15 protein-coding genes and 1 tRNA gene are annotated in these 16821 nt (G+C 35.8%); 8 read left to right on the top strand and 8 right to left on the bottom strand.

Going from position 1 to position 16821, the window contains the following annotated elements; genetic code table 11:
* Nucleotides 1-5 precede the first annotated feature (5 nt).
* The 7 genes from BST92_RS08295 to porU form a co-directional block, all read right to left on the bottom strand.
* On the bottom strand, nt 6-689 hold the full coding sequence (locus tag BST92_RS08295) for an SDR family NAD(P)-dependent oxidoreductase (protein ID WP_105071032.1): 684 nt from the start codon (nt 687-689) through the stop codon (nt 6-8).
* On the bottom strand, nt 682-1683 hold the full coding sequence (locus BST92_RS08290; RefSeq protein ID WP_105071031.1) for a M20/M25/M40 family metallo-hydrolase: 1002 nt from the start codon (nt 1681-1683) through the stop codon (nt 682-684). The genes BST92_RS08295 and BST92_RS08290 overlap by 8 nt, the downstream gene beginning before the upstream one ends.
* 144 nt (nt 1684-1827) lie before the next feature.
* On the bottom strand, nt 1828-3447 hold the full coding sequence (locus tag BST92_RS08285) for a pyruvate dehydrogenase complex dihydrolipoamide acetyltransferase (protein ID WP_105071030.1): 1620 nt from the start codon (nt 3445-3447) through the stop codon (nt 1828-1830).
* Nucleotides 3448-3450: 3 nt separating this feature from the next.
* Nucleotides 3451-4449 carry a pyruvate dehydrogenase (acetyl-transferring) E1 component subunit alpha gene (gene pdhA, locus BST92_RS08280; RefSeq protein WP_105071029.1) on the bottom strand — a complete coding sequence of 333 codons (999 nt, stop codon included), beginning with the start codon at nt 4447-4449 and terminating at the stop codon, nt 3451-3453.
* Between the two features lie 141 nt (nt 4450-4590).
* A complete protein-coding gene (gene cdd, locus BST92_RS08275; protein WP_105071028.1) occupies nt 4591-5073 on the bottom strand; it encodes a cytidine deaminase in 483 nt (160 codons plus the stop codon).
* A gap of 5 nt (nt 5074-5078) precedes the next feature.
* Nucleotides 5079-6254, bottom strand: a complete 1176-nt coding sequence (gene porV / locus BST92_RS08270; RefSeq protein WP_105071027.1) for a type IX secretion system outer membrane channel protein PorV — start codon at nt 6252-6254, stop codon at nt 5079-5081.
* Nucleotides 6255-6298: 44 nt separating this feature from the next.
* Nucleotides 6299-10135 (bottom strand): type IX secretion system sortase PorU, encoded by a 3837-nt coding sequence (porU, locus tag BST92_RS08265; RefSeq protein ID WP_483870025.1) that lies wholly within the window; start codon nt 10133-10135, stop codon nt 6299-6301.
* A 200-nt stretch (nt 10136-10335) separates the two neighbouring features.
* On the opposite strand from porU, the gene gldJ reads away from it, so the two are divergent.
* The 7 genes from gldJ (at nt 10336) to BST92_RS15000 (ending at nt 15191) form a co-directional block, all read left to right on the top strand.
* Complete coding sequence (gene gldJ / locus BST92_RS08260; RefSeq protein ID WP_105071025.1) at nt 10336-12027, top strand: gliding motility lipoprotein GldJ; 1692 nt, start codon at nt 10336-10338, stop codon at nt 12025-12027.
* Nucleotides 12028-12095: 68 nt separating this feature from the next.
* Nucleotides 12096-12353 carry a Mur ligase domain-containing protein gene (locus BST92_RS15435; RefSeq protein ID WP_342747849.1) on the top strand — a complete coding sequence of 86 codons (258 nt, stop codon included), beginning with the start codon at nt 12096-12098 and terminating at the stop codon, nt 12351-12353.
* 2 nt (nt 12354-12355) lie between these two features.
* Complete coding sequence (locus BST92_RS08255; RefSeq protein ID WP_342747887.1) at nt 12356-13348, top strand: UDP-N-acetylmuramoyl-tripeptide--D-alanyl-D-alanine ligase; 993 nt, start codon at nt 12356-12358, stop codon at nt 13346-13348.
* Nucleotides 13349-13431: 83 nt separating this feature from the next.
* A tRNA-Phe gene (locus BST92_RS08250) sits at nt 13432-13504 on the top strand.
* Between the two features lie 589 nt (nt 13505-14093).
* Nucleotides 14094-14600, top strand: coding sequence for a hypothetical protein (locus tag BST92_RS08245; RefSeq protein ID WP_105071024.1), 507 nt, complete (start codon nt 14094-14096; stop codon nt 14598-14600).
* Between the two features lie 4 nt (nt 14601-14604).
* On the top strand, nt 14605-14847 hold the full coding sequence (locus tag BST92_RS08240; RefSeq protein WP_105071023.1) for a hypothetical protein: 243 nt from the start codon (nt 14605-14607) through the stop codon (nt 14845-14847).
* Between the two features lie 191 nt (nt 14848-15038).
* Nucleotides 15039-15191, top strand: coding sequence for a hypothetical protein (locus BST92_RS15000; RefSeq protein WP_170061724.1), 153 nt, complete (start codon nt 15039-15041; stop codon nt 15189-15191).
* Here the strand turns inward: BST92_RS15000 and BST92_RS08235 are convergent.
* Nucleotides 15188-15805: a recombinase family protein gene (locus BST92_RS08235; protein ID WP_245910888.1), complete on the bottom strand. Its 618-nt coding sequence runs from the start codon at nt 15803-15805 to the stop codon at nt 15188-15190. The two genes, BST92_RS15000 and BST92_RS08235, sit on opposite strands and share 4 nt — an antisense overlap.
* Before the next feature lie 177 nt (nt 15806-15982).
* Here BST92_RS08235 and BST92_RS08230 point away from each other — a divergent pair, with 177 nt between their 5' ends.
* The gene (locus BST92_RS08230) at nt 15983-16819 is read left to right on the top strand and encodes a hypothetical protein (RefSeq protein WP_105071021.1); all 837 of its coding nucleotides are present in this window, start codon (nt 15983-15985) and stop codon (nt 16817-16819) included.
* The last annotated feature ends 2 nt before the right edge of the window (nt 16820-16821 follow it).

The raw sequence follows: 16821 nt of genomic DNA, 5'->3' as shown, positions 1-16821 counted from the left end.
TATTCCTAAGGCGTACTCGCACTTACTTGCATTACTTTACCATTATAAAACTTGTTTCCTGTTAGTGCAAAGTTCATGATATAGTCTGCCATTTCTGAGGCTGTGAGTGGTGCTTTGTAACCTGGGAACGCTTCTTCTAGCATCTCCGTTTGAACTGCTCCTAGAGCAAGTGTATTAAATGATGGTCCGTTTTCTTTATATTCTTCGGCAAGAAGTTCAAAAAGAGTGATTACGGCGGCTTTTGCACTTGAATAAGCGGCAAGACCAGGAAACTTTGCACTACCTTGAATTCCACCCATGGAACTAATAGCAACAACATGAGATTCCTTAGTCAATACAGGCAATAACTTTTGCGTTAATGATGCTACTCCAAAAACATTCACTGCATAACAGTTCTGAAAATCTAATGGAGTTAATTCTTCAAAGGATTTATTCACAAGCATACCTGCATTATGAATCAAGATATCTATGTGATCCCAATTTGCTAGAATGGCTTTTGCAGATTCGGTAATACTTTCTTCACTTGTTAGATCACAAGATAAAGACATGATACTATTGCGTTCTAAGGCCTCTATGGAACTTGTTTTTCGCGAAAGCGTAATTACCTGATGCCCAGCACCAGCTAACAATTGTGCTAGTTCAAATCCTATACCGCGACTGGTACCTGTGATGACAATATTTTTATTCATTTGCCATCATTTTAAGACGTTCATCATTTACCACCGCCATGATACCAGGCATTACTGCGTCAACTACAGCAGCCATATGTGGAGCGTTTACCTCTGATACTTCATCACCTGGCTGGTGATAGTATTTAAAATTAGTAAAGTCAAACGTACTGAAAGTTTGTGCAGGCACCTGAAATTCATTAAAAAATGGATAATTATCTGATCGCATGAATAGATTATACTCTACCGCTTTATCTAACTTACCAGTTACTAATCGACTCGTATTTGCTTTATTAAAAACGCTAGCCATATTAGACTTATCATGTCCAGTGATGTAAGCTATATACTCACGACCTACCATAGGTGTACCAATCATCTCAAAGTTGAGCATGGCTACTACATTTTCTTTTTCGGCTTTCATACGTTTTGCTAGATGCTTAGAGCCTAAAAGTCCTTTCTCTTCTGCTGAGAATAATGCAAAAACAACCGTTCTTCTATTAAAGTCTATTTGCCTTAATGCTTGAGCAATGGCAAGAACGCTCGCAGTTCCTGTAGCATTATCATTTGCGCCATTTGCAAGACTATCGCCTGCTACCGCTTTCATAAAACCAATATGATCGTAGTGTGCACCAATTACAACTATTTCATCTTTTAAAACACCATCTGTACCTGGCAACATACCTACCACATTAAACGCTTTGGCGCCTTTTGCGTCAAAATCATCAAAGAAGTCACCTTTATAAGGTTGCAATCCTATTTCATGCAGTCTATTTTGCAAATATTTTGCTGCTTCTAGAATCCCTTCTGATCCTGTATCTCTACCTTGTAAATCATCACTAGCTAGAAAAGCAACATCTGCTGCAATTTGAGATGAATTTGCTTTGGGTATTATAACTTTAGGTAAGACGTTAGACATGGTACCTGTTACCTTCTCTAGCTTAGCCACCTTAGTGCTTTGACTACCACAACTAGCTATTAAAACGGCTACGGTAAGTGTAAATAAGATTCTCTTCATGGTATAATTTTAAAGTTTAAATATAGGGATTTTGATATCTGAGCTTCCCGTTTTCAGAACATTTTTTAAATCTAATCACTTTGAGTTCAAACATAAAAAAAGCCGAATCTATGATTCGGCTTTCTAAGTTAGAATTTAATAATGTTATACATACATTACTATAGGGTTTTCTATATATGATTTAAAAGTCTGTAAAAATGCTGCACCTGTTGCACCATCTACTGTTCTATGATCACAAGCCAGTGTAATTTTCATCACGTTACCTACTACGATCTGACCATTCTTCACGACTGGCTTTTGGACGATTGCGCCTACCGACATGATCGCACTATTAGGTTGATTAATGATCGAAGTAAACTCTGTAATACCAAACATTCCCAAATTAGAGATGGTAAACGTACTACCTTGCATTTCATCTGGCTGTAATTTTTTATTACGAGCCTTACCTGCTAATTCTCTCACTTTTGCCCCTATTTGTTGCATACTCATCTGATCTGCAAATGGTAATACTGGCACTAGAAGTCCATCATCAACAGCTACGGCAACACCTACATGGATATGCTTTGCCACGATGGTATTCTTATCTGTCCACTGTGTATTTACTTTAGGATGTAATCTTAACGCCATTGCTGCCGCTTTAATTACCATATCGTTAAAGCTTATTTTTGTATCTGGCAATTCATTAATAGCTTTTCTACTTGCAATTGCATTATCCATATCTAGATCTAAACCTAGATAGTAATGTGGCGCTGTAAACTTAGACTCGCCTAAACGCTTAGCAATTGTTTTACGCATTTGAGAATTAGGAATTTCTTCAAAAGTCTCAGTACCTACTGCTACAAATGAACTTGCTGCTGCATTTCCACCTGCACTAGGCTTAAAGTTCTCTATATCACTTTTAACAATACGTCCATTTTCACCTGATCCAGAAACTTGACTTAAGTCGATTCCCTTATCTTGTGCCATTTTCTTAGCAAGTGGTGAAGCAAATATTCTACCTGAAGAATTTGAACTTGAACTCGTAGTTGAACTTGAATGAGATGCAGCTGGCGCTGCCTCTTTTTTCGCTTCAGATTTTAGAGCTTCTTCTTTCTTAGTTTCCTTTTTTGGAGCTGGTGCCTTAGCATTTTCATCCATATCAATACCAGAGACATCTGTACCAGCAGGACCTATGATTGCTAATAACGCATCAACCTTTGCTGTTTCTCCTTCTTGAATACCTATTTTAAGTAAAGTACCTGAATTAAATGACTCAAACTCCATAGTAGCTTTATCGGTCTCAATTTCAGCAAGAATGTCGCCTTCTTCAACAGCGTCACCTTCTGATTTTAACCAAGAGGCGACAGTACCTTCTTCCATTGTATCACTAAGACGTGGCATAGTTACTATAATAACACCTTCAGGCATTTCAGTATTAGAAGCATTATTACTAGAAGTATCACTAGACTCTTCCTTTTCTAAACTTACTTCTTCACTATTACTAGAGTTACTACTATCGCCATTTAAAAGATCAGATATATCCTCTCCTTCTTCACCAATGATACATAATAACTGGTCTACAGGAGCTGTTTCTCCTTCTTGAACACCAATATGCAACAAGACACCGCTCTGGAATGATTCAAATTCCATAGTTGCTTTATCTGTTTCAATTTCGGCAAGGATATCACCTTCTTCAACCTTATCTCCTACGTTTTTCAACCACGCTGCAACCACACCTTCTTCCATGGTGTCGCTCAATCGTGGCATGTTTACAATCTCTGCCATGAATTATGATTTTGCTGGTAAAAATGGATAATCTTCTTGCTCATAAACAGCGTCGTACATAACGCTCTTTTCTGGATAAGGAGAATCTTCTGCAAATTTCTCGCATTCTGCAACACGTGCTTTCACTCTCTTATCTATTACTTTAATGTCATCTTCACTCACACCGTGATCTTTCATTAAACGATCTTTGACTTGAGTAATAGGATCTATTTTTTGATATTCTGCTACTTCGTCTTTAGTACGATAGTGTTGCGCGTCACTCATAGAGTGACCTCTATATCTATAGGTCTTTAATTCTAGGAAAGTCGGTCCACCACCTGATCGAGCTCTTTCTATTGCTTCAGACATAGCCTCTGCAACTTTTTCTGGATCCATTGCATCCACAGGACCACATGGCATTTCATAACCTAATCCTAATTTCCAAATATCAGTATGATTTGCAGTTCTTTCTACACTAGTTCCCATCGCATATCCATTATTTTCAACACAGAAAACTACTGGTAAATTCCACAACATAGCCAGATTGAATGCCTCATGTAAGGAACCTTGACGGGCTGCTCCATCTCCAAAAAAGGTTAAGGTAACAGCATCAACGTTATGATATTTATCTCCAAAAGCAATTCCAGCACCTAGAGGAATTTGTCCTCCTACAATACCATGACCACCATAGAAACGGTGTTCTTTTGAAAAAATATGCATAGATCCACCTAAACCTTGAGATGTTCCTGTTGCTTTTCCATAAAGCTCTGCCATGACTCTTTTAGGATCTACTCCCATACCTATAGGTTGCACGTGATTACGATATGCTGTAATCATTTTATCCTTAGTAAGGTCCATCGCGTGTAGAGAACCGGCAAGAATTGCTTCTTGTCCATTATACAGGTGAAGGAATCCACGAACTTTCTGTTGTATGTAAACTTGTGCTAGTTTATCTTCAAACTTTCTCCAGAAAAGCATCTCCTCATACCAATTGAGAAGTACGTCTTTAGTGACTTTTTTCATTTAAGTGGTTGTTTTAAGTGCGCTTTCGCGAAAGCGAATTAATACAACAATAGTACTACTTAACTTTCACAGCTGAAAGCAAAAATAGACCAAAAAAGGGTAATGAAAAACCTATTGAAGGGTTAAAAATGTCCGAAAACGTTATAGATAGCTCTTATCAAAGATCAATGGCAGTAAATCTTTTAGTGAATCTGACTTAACAACGGTACCTGAAGCTCCCATAAAATAAATAGGAATAGGATCTTGCTGTCTATTCTCATACTCTGCAATTGCCTGTCTACAAGCTCCACATGGCGGTACTGGAATAGTAAGTGAATCATCTACTGGACTAGCTGTTAGCGCCATCATTTTTATTGCCACTCCAGGGAATTTCGCTCCTGCTGAATAGATAGCCACACGCTCTGCACATAATCCAGACGGGTAGGCTGCATTTTCTTGATTGTTACCAGTTATGACTTCACCATTCTCTAAGAGAATTGCACAGCCAACTGTAAAATTTGAATATGGCGCATATGCATTGTGACGTGCAGTTATGGATTGTTGCATTAATGAATGCACGTTGCCATCAAGCTCAGACATATCATCATAAGCTTCTAGCGTGGTATGTATTTCTATCTTTTTCAAGCGATCTAGTATTCTGTATACTCGTCTCCAAAATTGAAGGTCAAGCCAAATCTAAGTGTACCTTCTAAAGGACTTCTTACACGACTGGTTGAGAATAAATAGGATAGATCGATTCCTATAGAAGAAAATTCAAATCCAGCTCCCATAGCAAGAAATTTACGAGCTCCTTTGTCATCTGCTTCATTAAAATATCCAGCACGTAATGCAAAACTATCATCATAAGTATACTCTGCACTTAATGCCCAAGTAAATTCTCTTAGTTCTTCACTGAATCCTCCAGGCGCATCACCAAAGGATTGGAATATACCGTTGATAAAAGTGACATCATCATCTTGACCTGATATAATCTCTCTAGAGACTCCATTATTATTTTCATCTCCATCTTCTCTTATCGGTGGCGTAGGCACAAGAAGTTTATTCACCTCGGCAGTGACACCTATCTTACTAAAACCATCATTAAGTATAAAATCAAATCCACCACCTAATGCAAGATTAGTAGGAATGAAATTCTCTTGACCACCTTCATCATATGATACTTTAGGACCTATATTAGAGATATTAAATCCACCTCTCCAGCGACCATTAAAATCTGCAAGAGCTAATTCTTCTGATTGATAATAACCAGATATATCTACTCCAAAACTATTTGCTGCGCTAGCGTCACTATCTACACCTTGTATTCTTAAATCACTACGTAAAAAGCGACCTGTTACGGCAAGTGCAAATTGCTCTGACAGTTTTAATGAATAAGTTCCATCTAAGATAAATTCATTAGGGCTTTCCTCACGACCAGGATCATTTTGATCTTGTCTTAAAGTAATACTTCCTAGACTGAAATATCTCAAACTTCCAGCAAAGGCACTATTATCATTAATACGATTTGCATATACCAGCTGTGCAATTGCTATGTCATTTACAAGATTACCTAAATATGGAGTATAAGCTACACCAAATTTATGTTCACGTAACCCAAATGCATATTTGGAAGGATTCCATTGTTGAGACCAAGCGTCTGGACTGGTAGCAACACCCATGTCACCTAAACCAGCAGCACGTGCATCTCCTGCAATTCTTAAAAATGGTAATGCGGTGGTTATCACCCTTGTATCGTTATCTTGAGCGTTACTTATGCTAGGAACCGCTAAAATCAAAGCGATAAATACTAAAAAAACTTTTTTCATCAATGCTTATTAATCTGAAACAAATATATGTTAAACCTACGAGTTTATAGAATGACTAGTTTTTCTACCTTACTCGTTTGCTGGTTAGATAACGTAGATTTTACAGTTATCTTATAAATATAAACACCTTTTCCTAATCGCTGACCAAAATCATCTGTACCATCCCAAGTGATTTCTCTAGATGTAAATCCAGTAGTTGTTACAGACTGATTTTTACTCCACACCACTTTTCCAGAAATAGTCATGACCTGCACTTGAACGTCTAACGGTTCAAATGGTCGATTATGGTTGAACCAAAACTCTGTATAGGTAGTAAACGGATTAGGATAATTAAGAACGCGTTCTAGTTTTATGTTATCGTTTTCTGCTACTACAAACTGAATCTCTTGCTCTGCTGAATTATTATAAGTATCCCAAGCCTTTAACTTTAAGGTATGTAATCCAGGCTCTAAATCTCTAAGAGGAAAATAAACCTGTCCCCGAGCAAAATTATCAACATCTGCCTCATAATAGTCATTGAGAATAAACGGATCTACATCATTACCATCTAATGTTGCTGTAATATCGTGACCTATACCACTAGCTGTGTTTATACCATTATCATCACTCAAAAAAGCAAGAATAAATGGATTCTCATCTGTAATTCCACCATTTACAAAATTAATGTCATTCATGTAAAGATCAATTTCTGGCCCTATATCATCAGCTGGCGCAGCAGTATTTACACCACCGATGCGCACATCTAAATTATAGCCGTTTTTATCTTCCTGTACACCATCTCTTTTTGCATAGAAAGAAATTCTTCCATTACCAATTGGAACTTGAGTATCTAAAGGCATTATAAAGTTAACATCAAACAAACCATTAGTAACTGTAGCCTGACCTCTAAAAAGAACCTCGCCTTGCTGCTTAAAGTCTAATAGAATTAATTGACCGTTTGTATCCCTAGCATTATCATTCCCCAAGGTTGTACGATCAATTTCTTTATCAAAAACAGTTACTGAGACCTGACCATTATAATTAGGTATTAAATTACCCTGTAAATCTTGCACCTCACCACTCAACACTACAGGATCTAGAGCCCTTAAAACATCAGTATTTACCGCAATAGGATTTCCATTCACAGCAGTTAACACAACACGTGGATCTGGTATAGCAAGTTTTAAAGCTGGATCACCTATAAACGCAACAACCCTTCTAGTCGCGTCGTTATTTAGCGCTTGATCTACTTTTGCAAGTCTTAGGGATTCAGCCATTGATATTGCTTGCGCATTATTATATGAGAATAGATACTGATCAAGAGTACGATTTAAAGTCACTCCTGTAGAAATAAATATCAAACGGTTAGTTGCTACTAAACCTATAGCACCGCCATCTGGATTGAGAAATACTTTTTCGCCGCCACTTGGTCTTAAAGGATTATCAAATCTTGTAAATTCACATGTCACCGTTATGAATAGTGGTAAATTATTTGGATTACGTAGATTCTCAACAGATGATTGTGTAATAATAAATTCTTGAGCAAGCCCATCTTCATTTCCATGACCAAAATAATTAATAACTAATGAACCTCGCTCAAAAGCATTTTTTACATCATCGACAACATCAGGATACCTAAATCCTCCCGCCGTACTTAACTGCTGATAACTGTCCATGATAATTTTACGCACGTTATAATCAGGCCTATTCAGTTCTATTTGATCTGCCAGATCATTAACATTTACCTGAAGATTACTATCCGTTTGCGGATCATCAATATCATCTCCTATCAACACCACATCATTACGCCATCTTTCAAAAGCTGGTTGTGCAGTATAGCTTATTACTTTATCAACCATTTCCCTTGCCTGAGTGATATCAGTAACAATCATACGTCCTACCGCTAGGTCCATCAAGTTATTAGTAGCTACATTTCCTTCATTAGGATTCATGTATGTAAAAAAGTCATCTGTCACATAAGACTGTGTAAGCGACGTGGCCTCAGCTGTTAGAAATGAAGGAACAATATTTTCTCTAACAGATATACGGTCTTTATAATCAAAACTTGCATCACCAAACATGTTTAAGTACTTGACTCTATTTGCAGGCGTCGAAGCATTATCATAAACATATTTTACAAAATTTCTGATGGCCGCTATATCTTGTTCACCTTCAGAAAACTCATTATATATCTCTTGAAGAGTTACCACTTTAGTATTCAGGTTAGAACTCGTGATATGGTAATTTGCTAGGCGTTGAGCTTCAGATTTTAAAAAATCTGGTGTAATAATCAGATAATCTACATCTACAAAACTACCTGCACTATTTAAAAAGATGGTTCCTTTTAAATTTTGATTTGCAACACGTCTATTAGAAACGGCAATCGGATTGAACACATTGCTTGCATCCACAGCTAGATATTCTTTAACCTCACCACCATTATCTACAAATGAGAAATTAGCATCACCGGCATTATTAAGTACCGTTGTGACGTTATAAGGATCTGTGACATTCCATACCTCAGAAATATCACTAGAGCTCGAAAACTGAAACCTCACAACTCCAGGTTGCAAGGCGGCATCAGTATTTCTAAATCTATATGACTCATTTATCCCTACTAGAAATTGAGGTACCTCTAGCTCAATATAATCTAGATAACCTTCAGCACCAGGATTTCCAGAATTATTAAAAATAATTTTCACATCAACGTCATCAGTAGAAATTGTAAGGTTATTTGCAATCAATTGTCCTCTTCTAGAAACCACCGTATTAGCTCCTGCTAGACCGAAATGAGTTATAGCTCCTGCACTAACACCGTTAACTTCACAATTAAAAGAACTATCTATATCTGATATAGCACCAGTAACCACTTTTAACCTTGAAGGCCTAGTTGCAATTACATTCTCAAATTCAAATTCAAAGGTTTGTTCTGGTTCAAAATCAAATCGCTCACCATACCATATTCTACCTATTTGACCTATGTTTCTTTCATCTATTTCGTGGTGCTGTCTTGCATGAAAATAGTCATATGTAACAGCTGGCGTTCCTACCGGCTGTACAAAGGGTAAAATACGTTTCCCATTTCCCGTACTTACAGTGATGTAATAAAAAGAATCATCGGTATATGGATTAATATGACTATCATTTTCTTGAACATACTCTGTATTTGCGGCCGTAGCATAGAATAAAATCTCATCTCCAGCATCAAAACTTCCATCTGCTTCACCGTTTATCTTAATAGCAATCTCTGCTGGATCATAGGCTATCGTTTGCGAATTAACCAACGGAAGCGATGGACCACCATTACCATAAATCTTAATATTACGAGGATCTACGTTACTGATATCCATTCCTAAATTACTTAAAAATGATCTCGTTATTCTGTGCACTCCAGTATTCTCTACTTTAAATCGGTACCAATCGCCTGAAGTAAGTAAAGAATTACCATAATTAGTTGATTTAGTAGTAAATATTGGAATTCCATCCGTAAATACTGGAGTAAAAGATAAAACCCTACGATACTCGTTTCCGTCTTTATAAATAGGAGAAACTCTAATCTGTGCATAGTTTCGCTTTCGCGAAAGCGCATTCTTCAAATTATACTGCAATCCATTTACAATATATTCTTTGTCCAGACTTGCTAATTCACTATTAGTAATGACCTCAGTTTGCAGATTTTCTAATACTAAACTAGACTCATCGACCATTGAAGTCGTTTCTATCGATTTGGAGAACCAAATTTGGTTCCCATTAAATTGATAACCGTTTTCAAAATAAGGTATTAAGACATTATAATCACCTATGGACTGATTAACAGCAGTCTGCCATTTCAACTCTTCTCTTTGGCCTTGAGCCATTAAGAAAAAAGGTAAACTAAAAATAAGTAAATAAATATATCTCATCAAACCGATAACGTCTGTTTATAAATTCTAGTATAAAAAATAAAAACTTAAAAATAATGTGAACACTCATGTAATAAAGAGGATTCAAGCTCGTTTAAAACCATGGAACGACAAATGTAATGGGAATATTAACAATTTATGCTTTTGGTTTTCGCCGAAGTTGTTATATTGCGAGACATTTTTCAAAATAATATCTTAAAATGAAGAAGTACTTTGCATTAAAAGCAGTATTTACACTAATCGCTGGTGTGGCACTAGTGAGCTGTGGTGGTGGTGGAAACGATTATTCTAGCACATCTCGAGGAACTGGATGGGACGTTACCGGTAAAAACGGTGGTTTTGAATTAAATACTAAATATAAGGAGCAGGAAACTGGACCAGGATTAGTATTTGTTGAAGGTGGAACATTTACAATGGGTCGCGTTAAAGATGACCCGATGCATGACTGGAACAACACTCCTAACCAGCAACACGTTCAGTCTTTCTACATTGATGAAACTGAGGTTACTAACGGTATGTATTTAGAAATGCTGGATTGGATTAAAGGAGTTTTTCCACCTGAAGATGAAGAATATCGTAACATCTATAATGGTGCAGTGCCTGACACTCTGGTATGGAGAAACCGACTAGGATTTAATGAAGAAATGACTAAGAACTACTTACGTCACCCAGCATACCAAAATTATCCTGTGGTAGGTGTTACATGGATCCAGGCAGTTGAATTCTCTGAATGGAGAACAGACCGTGTAAATGAATTAATTCTTAATCAAGAAGGCTATACTGCTAAAGATGCACTTGCAAATCAAGAGGCTGGCTCAACATTCAGCACTGAGACTTATCTAAACGCACCTACTCTAGCTTACGGTGGAGACGATGAGAAAACGCGTGGTGGAAAAAGAAGTGAATCTCTAGAAAAAAGAAAAACACAAAAAGCTGCAAAGCAAGGTGACGGCGGTGGCGAGGCATCCGGATTATATGTAACTCGTAAAGACGGTATCATCTTACCTGGATATAGACTACCGACTGAAGCAGAATGGGAATATGCAGCACTTGCTGAAGTTTCTCAAAGAGAATATAACGCATATCGCGGTAGAAAAAAATATCCATGGGATGGACAATACACACGTAGTGGTAAGCGTCAAACACGTGGAGATCACATGGCTAACTTTAAGCAAGGTGATGGAGATTATGGTGGTATAGCTGGATGGAGTGATGACGGAGCTGATATCACTGCAGAGGTTATGTCTTATGAGCCTAACGACTTTGGTGTTTACGACATGGCTGGTAACGTATCTGAATGGGTAGCTGACGTTTACCGTCCTATCGTTGATGATGAATTTAACGACTTTAACTACTATCGTGGTAACCAATACACAAAAAACAAAATAGGTGCTGATGGAATGATTGCTGTTGTAGAAGCTGATTCTATAGTATACGATACCTTAAGTAATGGTAAGACGATTGCACGTGCATTACCTGGTGAGATTCAACAAGTAGAAGTTGATGAAAACGAGACTTATTTAAGAACTAACTTTGACAGAAGTGATAACCGCGACTTCCGTGATGGTGATCGTCGTTCTTCTAAATATTTTGACAACACTGATCAACTAGCAGACAACAAAAGAATGTATGACTCTCCACTTCACACTGTAGAATCAGATTCATTAGGAACTCTTGATAGACAATACGATCAAGAAAACACTAGAACAACTCTAATTGATAACGAAGTACGTGTTATCAAAGGTGGATCTTGGAGAGATAGAGCTTACTGGTTAGACCCAGCGTCTCGTAGATTCTATCCACAGGACATGGCTAAAGATGATCTTGGTTTCCGTTGTGCGATGTCTCGTGTTGGATCTAAGTCTAAGAAAAACAAAAGACCTCGCAATTAATTCTTGTGACTCTTTATTAATTTAAAAAGAAGCCCTTATTTTTAAGGGCTTTTTTATGCAGCTATTTTATGGAAGAATTATATCAATTATTTTTAAGCAGCAATGGCATACAGACTGACACTAGAAGAATAAAAAAAGGTCAGATATTTTATGCGTTAATTGGAGAAAATTTTAATGGTAATCAATACATAGAACAGGCACTAGATAAAGGTGCTCTTCATGCAATATCTAACGATCACAAATGGGACAAAAACCCTAGAGTTACTGTAGTAGAGGACACTTTAAAAAATCTACAAGATCTAGCAACCTTTCACAGAAAAAATTAAATATACCCATCATCTCATTAACAGGAAGCAATGGGAAAACCACGACTAAAGAATTAACACTATCCGTTCTAAGTCAACAATTCAATGTTAAAGGAACGGCAGGTAATTTAAATAATCATATAGGCGTACCATTAACTCTTTTAAGCTTTGATAGCTCTACAGAGATAGGAATTGTTGAAATGGGCGCTAATCATTTGAAAGAAATAAAATTACTTTCCAGCATCGCTCTACCCGATTATGGACTGATTACAAATTATGGAAAAGCTCACTTAGAAGGATTTGGAAGTGAAGAAAATATAATAAAAGGAAAAAGTGAGTTATTTGACCATTTAAGAATCCATAATAAAACAGCGATTGTAGGTCACTGGGACAAAGAACAATTAAAAAGATCTTATGGAATTGAGCGCTTTTTAACAAGTAGCGATAGTAAGCTTATCAAAGCTGAACCCTACATCAGTCTAGAATTTGAAGACCTACAATGCGACACACAATTAGTAGGTGAATACAATTATCACAATATACTACTCGCTGCTGCTGTAGGACAAGTTTTCAATATGAGCACAGCTAAAATTATAAAAGGTATATCTCAATACAGTCCTACAAACAATCGATCACAGGTTATTCAGACAGGGCACTTAAAAATCATTTTAGACGCTTACAACGCAAACCCTAGCAGTATGGTTGTTGCTTTAAAAAACCTAAGCAAACAATCAGAAAATCAGAAAATAGCCATTCTGGGCGATATGTTTGAATTGGGAAAATACACAACCAAAGAACATCAAAATATTGCTGAATTAACACAACAACTTCAAATAGACCAAACATACTTAATTGGCCAAGCGTTTTCAAAGGTAAAGTGTGAGCAAGCTCAATTATTTGAGAACCTCGAGAGCTTTATTAAACAATTTAAAATGGACAAAACGCAAGAATCTGTAATGCTCATAAAAGGATCTAGAGGTATGGCATTAGAACGAATATTGGAAATAATTAAGTAGAATTAAAAAAAACTAAAAATAAATAGCAAAAAGCTTTTGACAAAAATAAAATTATGTAAATTTGCCACCGCTTTAGAGCAAAAGGTACCTTAGCTCAGTTGGTAGAGCAATGGACTGAAAATCCATGTGTCCCTGGTTCGATTCCTGGAGGTACCACTTTTAAAAATGTAATTCCCTTGTAGTCAATAGATTGCAAGGGTTTTATTTTTTAACAGCGTTTTTTACAGCGGAATATAGGTCTAAAAGAAAAGGAGCAGCCCGCTCCTTGACTTTATTGACCTAGCTTTTGTCGGATATGTACAGGACAATACCTCTTTCGGTTTCCTATTCTCATCTTGTACTTGATATACCCTTCATGCTCCATTCTTATTAGGGTAGTATCGCTTTTAATACCCAAAAGCTCTTTCACCTCTTTAGAGGTTAGTAACTTTTCCATTGTACTACTTGATTACTTTTTGCACAGACCTAGAGGAGTAAATATTTCGGGTTATTACCTGTGCATCCCTTATTTATCGTCCTAAAGCAATTATATATAAAAAAACCTTTGACCTCAAGTTTTTTCTGTTGCAATTTGGAAAGTGTTGAAGTTTACCTATTGACTTATTCATTCAAATTGTCCATTCTTTAATAAAAAATAGTTTCTGATGGGTTTTTTTATTTCCCTCGTACTATTTATTTAAAAATAAGGAATCAAAGCAGGGTTTTAAACTTACTGGCTTATGGTTTCACTATATAACAAAGAGAAATGGAAAAGGAATATTACAGAGTACACGAAATAAGTAAAATGTATAAAATTACCTCTAGATATGTTAGAACCAAGATTAAACAGTTAAAGGATTCTGGTAAGTTTAATAATAGAATAGAAAAGGATAGTGAAGGTCAATGGCTTGTACATCATTTGGCTTTGCCATTATTTAAAAGGCAAAGAAAACAAAAACAACCTTATTATGCTTTAACAGTAACCTTCAATAATGATTACACCAATAAAGATGTTGAAACGGTTATGAATTGGGTGTGCGATAGGACAGGATTAAACGATTTGGAATTTTACTACACTATTGAAAAAGGTTTGAAGACTGACAAGACCCACGTACATTCATTTACCAACTGTAAAACAAAAAGAAAACTGATTGAGAATTTAAGACTAGGATTCTCTAAAGTAGGGTACAAAGAAGTACCTGTATATGACCTTGAAGGCTGGAAAAATTATATCACCAAAGAGGGTAATAAAATAATAGAAATAAAAAATTAAAACTATGGAAACACTAGAAAATAACCCAAGATTGCATTTTCTACTTAAAGAATTTGTGCTGATAAATTATGAATCTGATGCTGATACCTCAAAAGAGGTTCTTTTAAGAGAGTACAACTTTTTAAACGACACCAATCAATTAAACCTATTGTTTGAGCTTGAATCATTATTAACTCTATGGGATAAACATAAAAATTATGATAAGGTAAGGACTGCCTACTTCAACCTACAATTGCACCAGAGATAACCTCTCTTACAAACAGGAAAAAAGATTGCCAATAAGTAACGGTCAGAATGAAAGAAAAATTTTTTTACAATTTTTTGTACCTAAATGTACGTTACTGTACGGGTATAGATGGGACTATATTTTATCAAATTCCTTGATATTAATAGCAATATAAGTGATTCAATCAGACCCGTTCACTAAAATTTTTAAAAATGGAAATAGATGAAAAAATACAATTAAAGCAAAAAGAGTTATCGCTTTCGGATAGTCCAGAGAAGAAAGCTAATATCCAGAATGAACTAAAAAAGCTCCAACTGCGTAAAGAGATTGAAGCTATTAGGAAAAGAATAGAGCAGATAGGTTAAGCAGTTTTTAAATACTGTTTAACCTTTTGTACTGTTCCTAGTGAACATTCAGAAATTTTAGCTGTGTCTCTAAGAGAATTACCCTTTTTTAAAGATTTAATTACATCTGGATATTTAGATAAAAAATCTTCTTTAGCTTCAACAGAACCACGAACACGACCTTTGTAAGTACCTTTTGCTTTTGCGATTGCAATACCTTCACGCTGACGTTCAAGTAAAGTCTCACGTTCCATCTGTGCTACATTACCCATAACACTTATTATGAGATTGAAGGTGCTGTTCGGTTTTCCATCAATGAGGCTAGTAATACCCAGATTATCGACCATTAGATTAACACCATTATCAGTAAAAAATTGAACCGTTTGTAATATATCTATGAGATTTCTACCAAGTCTATCAATACTAGAAACAGATACGTAAGTTATTTTTCCAGATTTAATATCTTCTGTAAGTTCCTGACCTTTTGGTCTTTTATTGAAAAGTACCGACCCACTAATAACATCGTTGTAGATGGTTTCACCTTTAGCTTGTTTTGCTAATTGACGTTCTAAATTTTGATTTGCTGTACTTATGCGATTATAGCGTGCCTTCATAACTAAATTACTTTGATACAAATATACCAGGTTTAATTTAATGTGCCAAATTTAGGGTGGTTTTATTTAGTACACTATAAAGTTTAATAATAGCGTTTTCTTAGATGTCAAAATGTATCACGTTATAATTGTAGTCTTAAATTGATACATAGTACATCTTATTTTATTCTGTCTATCTTTATACAATAATTTTACATTATGGATAAAGCATTAAAGTTCGATATTTTTAGATTTCATCTTTTACCAATTACTACAAAACAGACCTCTCTTTTTGGTGAACAAATCACCTATGAAGATTTAGTAAACAAGAAAAATGAAGTGTTTAATGATTTTGTAAAGGATTTACAAAATCTAAATACTGGCGTTCCGCTAGAATTATTTAGTCAGGAGGATGATAGTTTCCTATTTAGGATAGCAAACCCAAAGAAAACTATCATTTACAAAGATTTTAAAGAGATAATAGAAAATACTGAACCTTATGTTTATTTAGCAATTAACTTAAATGACGATGTACAGAAAATAGGTATTAGCCATAATACAGAAGCATTTAGCACAACCACCGTTACCAAAAATGCAATATTGAAAATTTTCAACAAGTATCTTAATCAAAATAGCCTAAGTATTGAGCTAGAGCAAATTTTTGAGGAAAACAAGTTTTGGAATGTGGCTAATAAGTATGAAGGGCGTATTAAGCTAATTGATTTTGAAATCATAAAGCCTAATATGTCTAGAATTTCACAATCAATTAAGGCTACATTAAAACCACTCATCCAGAATACTAATAGTCATAAAACACACGTGAAACTCTCCGCTCCCGAACAAGGTGTTTTAGAGAATATTGATAAAAAGAATAAGCAAGTTGAGGGACTGGTTAGCTACTCTAGTGAAGGTGGAGGAAACATCACTATGAAAGTATTAGGCTTAAAAAGTAGAATCAAGACGAAAAATATGGCTAAAACCAAAAAAATCAATGAGCTTCAACTCAAAGGCTCACCAGAACAAATCATAAAGGTTTGGAAAGATATTGTAGAATAGAG

It is taken from the genome of Nonlabens arenilitoris, assembly GCF_002954765.1.
Classification (GTDB): domain Bacteria; phylum Bacteroidota; class Bacteroidia; order Flavobacteriales; family Flavobacteriaceae; genus Nonlabens; species Nonlabens arenilitoris.
The sequence above is the reverse complement of the archived record's forward strand: the minus strand, read 5'-3'. Positions and strand labels throughout refer to the sequence as shown.

Coding starts and splice junctions, on each gene's coding strand:
- BST92_RS08295 (WP_105071032.1), bottom strand. CDS start 689: ATGAATAAAAATATTGTCATCACAGGTACCAGTCGCGGTATAGGATTT.
- BST92_RS08290 (WP_105071031.1), bottom strand. CDS start 1,683: ATGAAGAGAATCTTATTTACACTTACCGTAGCCGTTTTAATAGCTAGT.
- BST92_RS08285 (WP_105071030.1), bottom strand. CDS start 3,447: ATGGCAGAGATTGTAAACATGCCACGATTGAGCGACACCATGGAAGAA.
- pdhA (WP_105071029.1), bottom strand. CDS start 4,449: ATGAAAAAAGTCACTAAAGACGTACTTCTCAATTGGTATGAGGAGATG.
- porV (WP_105071027.1), bottom strand. CDS start 6,254: ATGAAAAAAGTTTTTTTAGTATTTATCGCTTTGATTTTAGCGGTTCCT.
- porU (WP_483870025.1), bottom strand. CDS start 10,135: ATGAGATATATTTATTTACTTATTTTTAGTTTACCTTTTTTCTTAATG.
- gldJ (WP_105071025.1), top strand. CDS start 10,336: ATGAAGAAGTACTTTGCATTAAAAGCAGTATTTACACTAATCGCTGGT.
- BST92_RS15435 (WP_342747849.1), top strand. CDS start 12,096: ATGGAAGAATTATATCAATTATTTTTAAGCAGCAATGGCATACAGACT.
- BST92_RS08245 (WP_105071024.1), top strand. CDS start 14,094: ATGGAAAAGGAATATTACAGAGTACACGAAATAAGTAAAATGTATAAA.
- BST92_RS08240 (WP_105071023.1), top strand. CDS start 14,605: ATGGAAACACTAGAAAATAACCCAAGATTGCATTTTCTACTTAAAGAA.
- BST92_RS15000 (WP_170061724.1), top strand. CDS start 15,039: ATGGAAATAGATGAAAAAATACAATTAAAGCAAAAAGAGTTATCGCTT.
- BST92_RS08230 (WP_105071021.1), top strand. CDS start 15,983: ATGGATAAAGCATTAAAGTTCGATATTTTTAGATTTCATCTTTTACCA.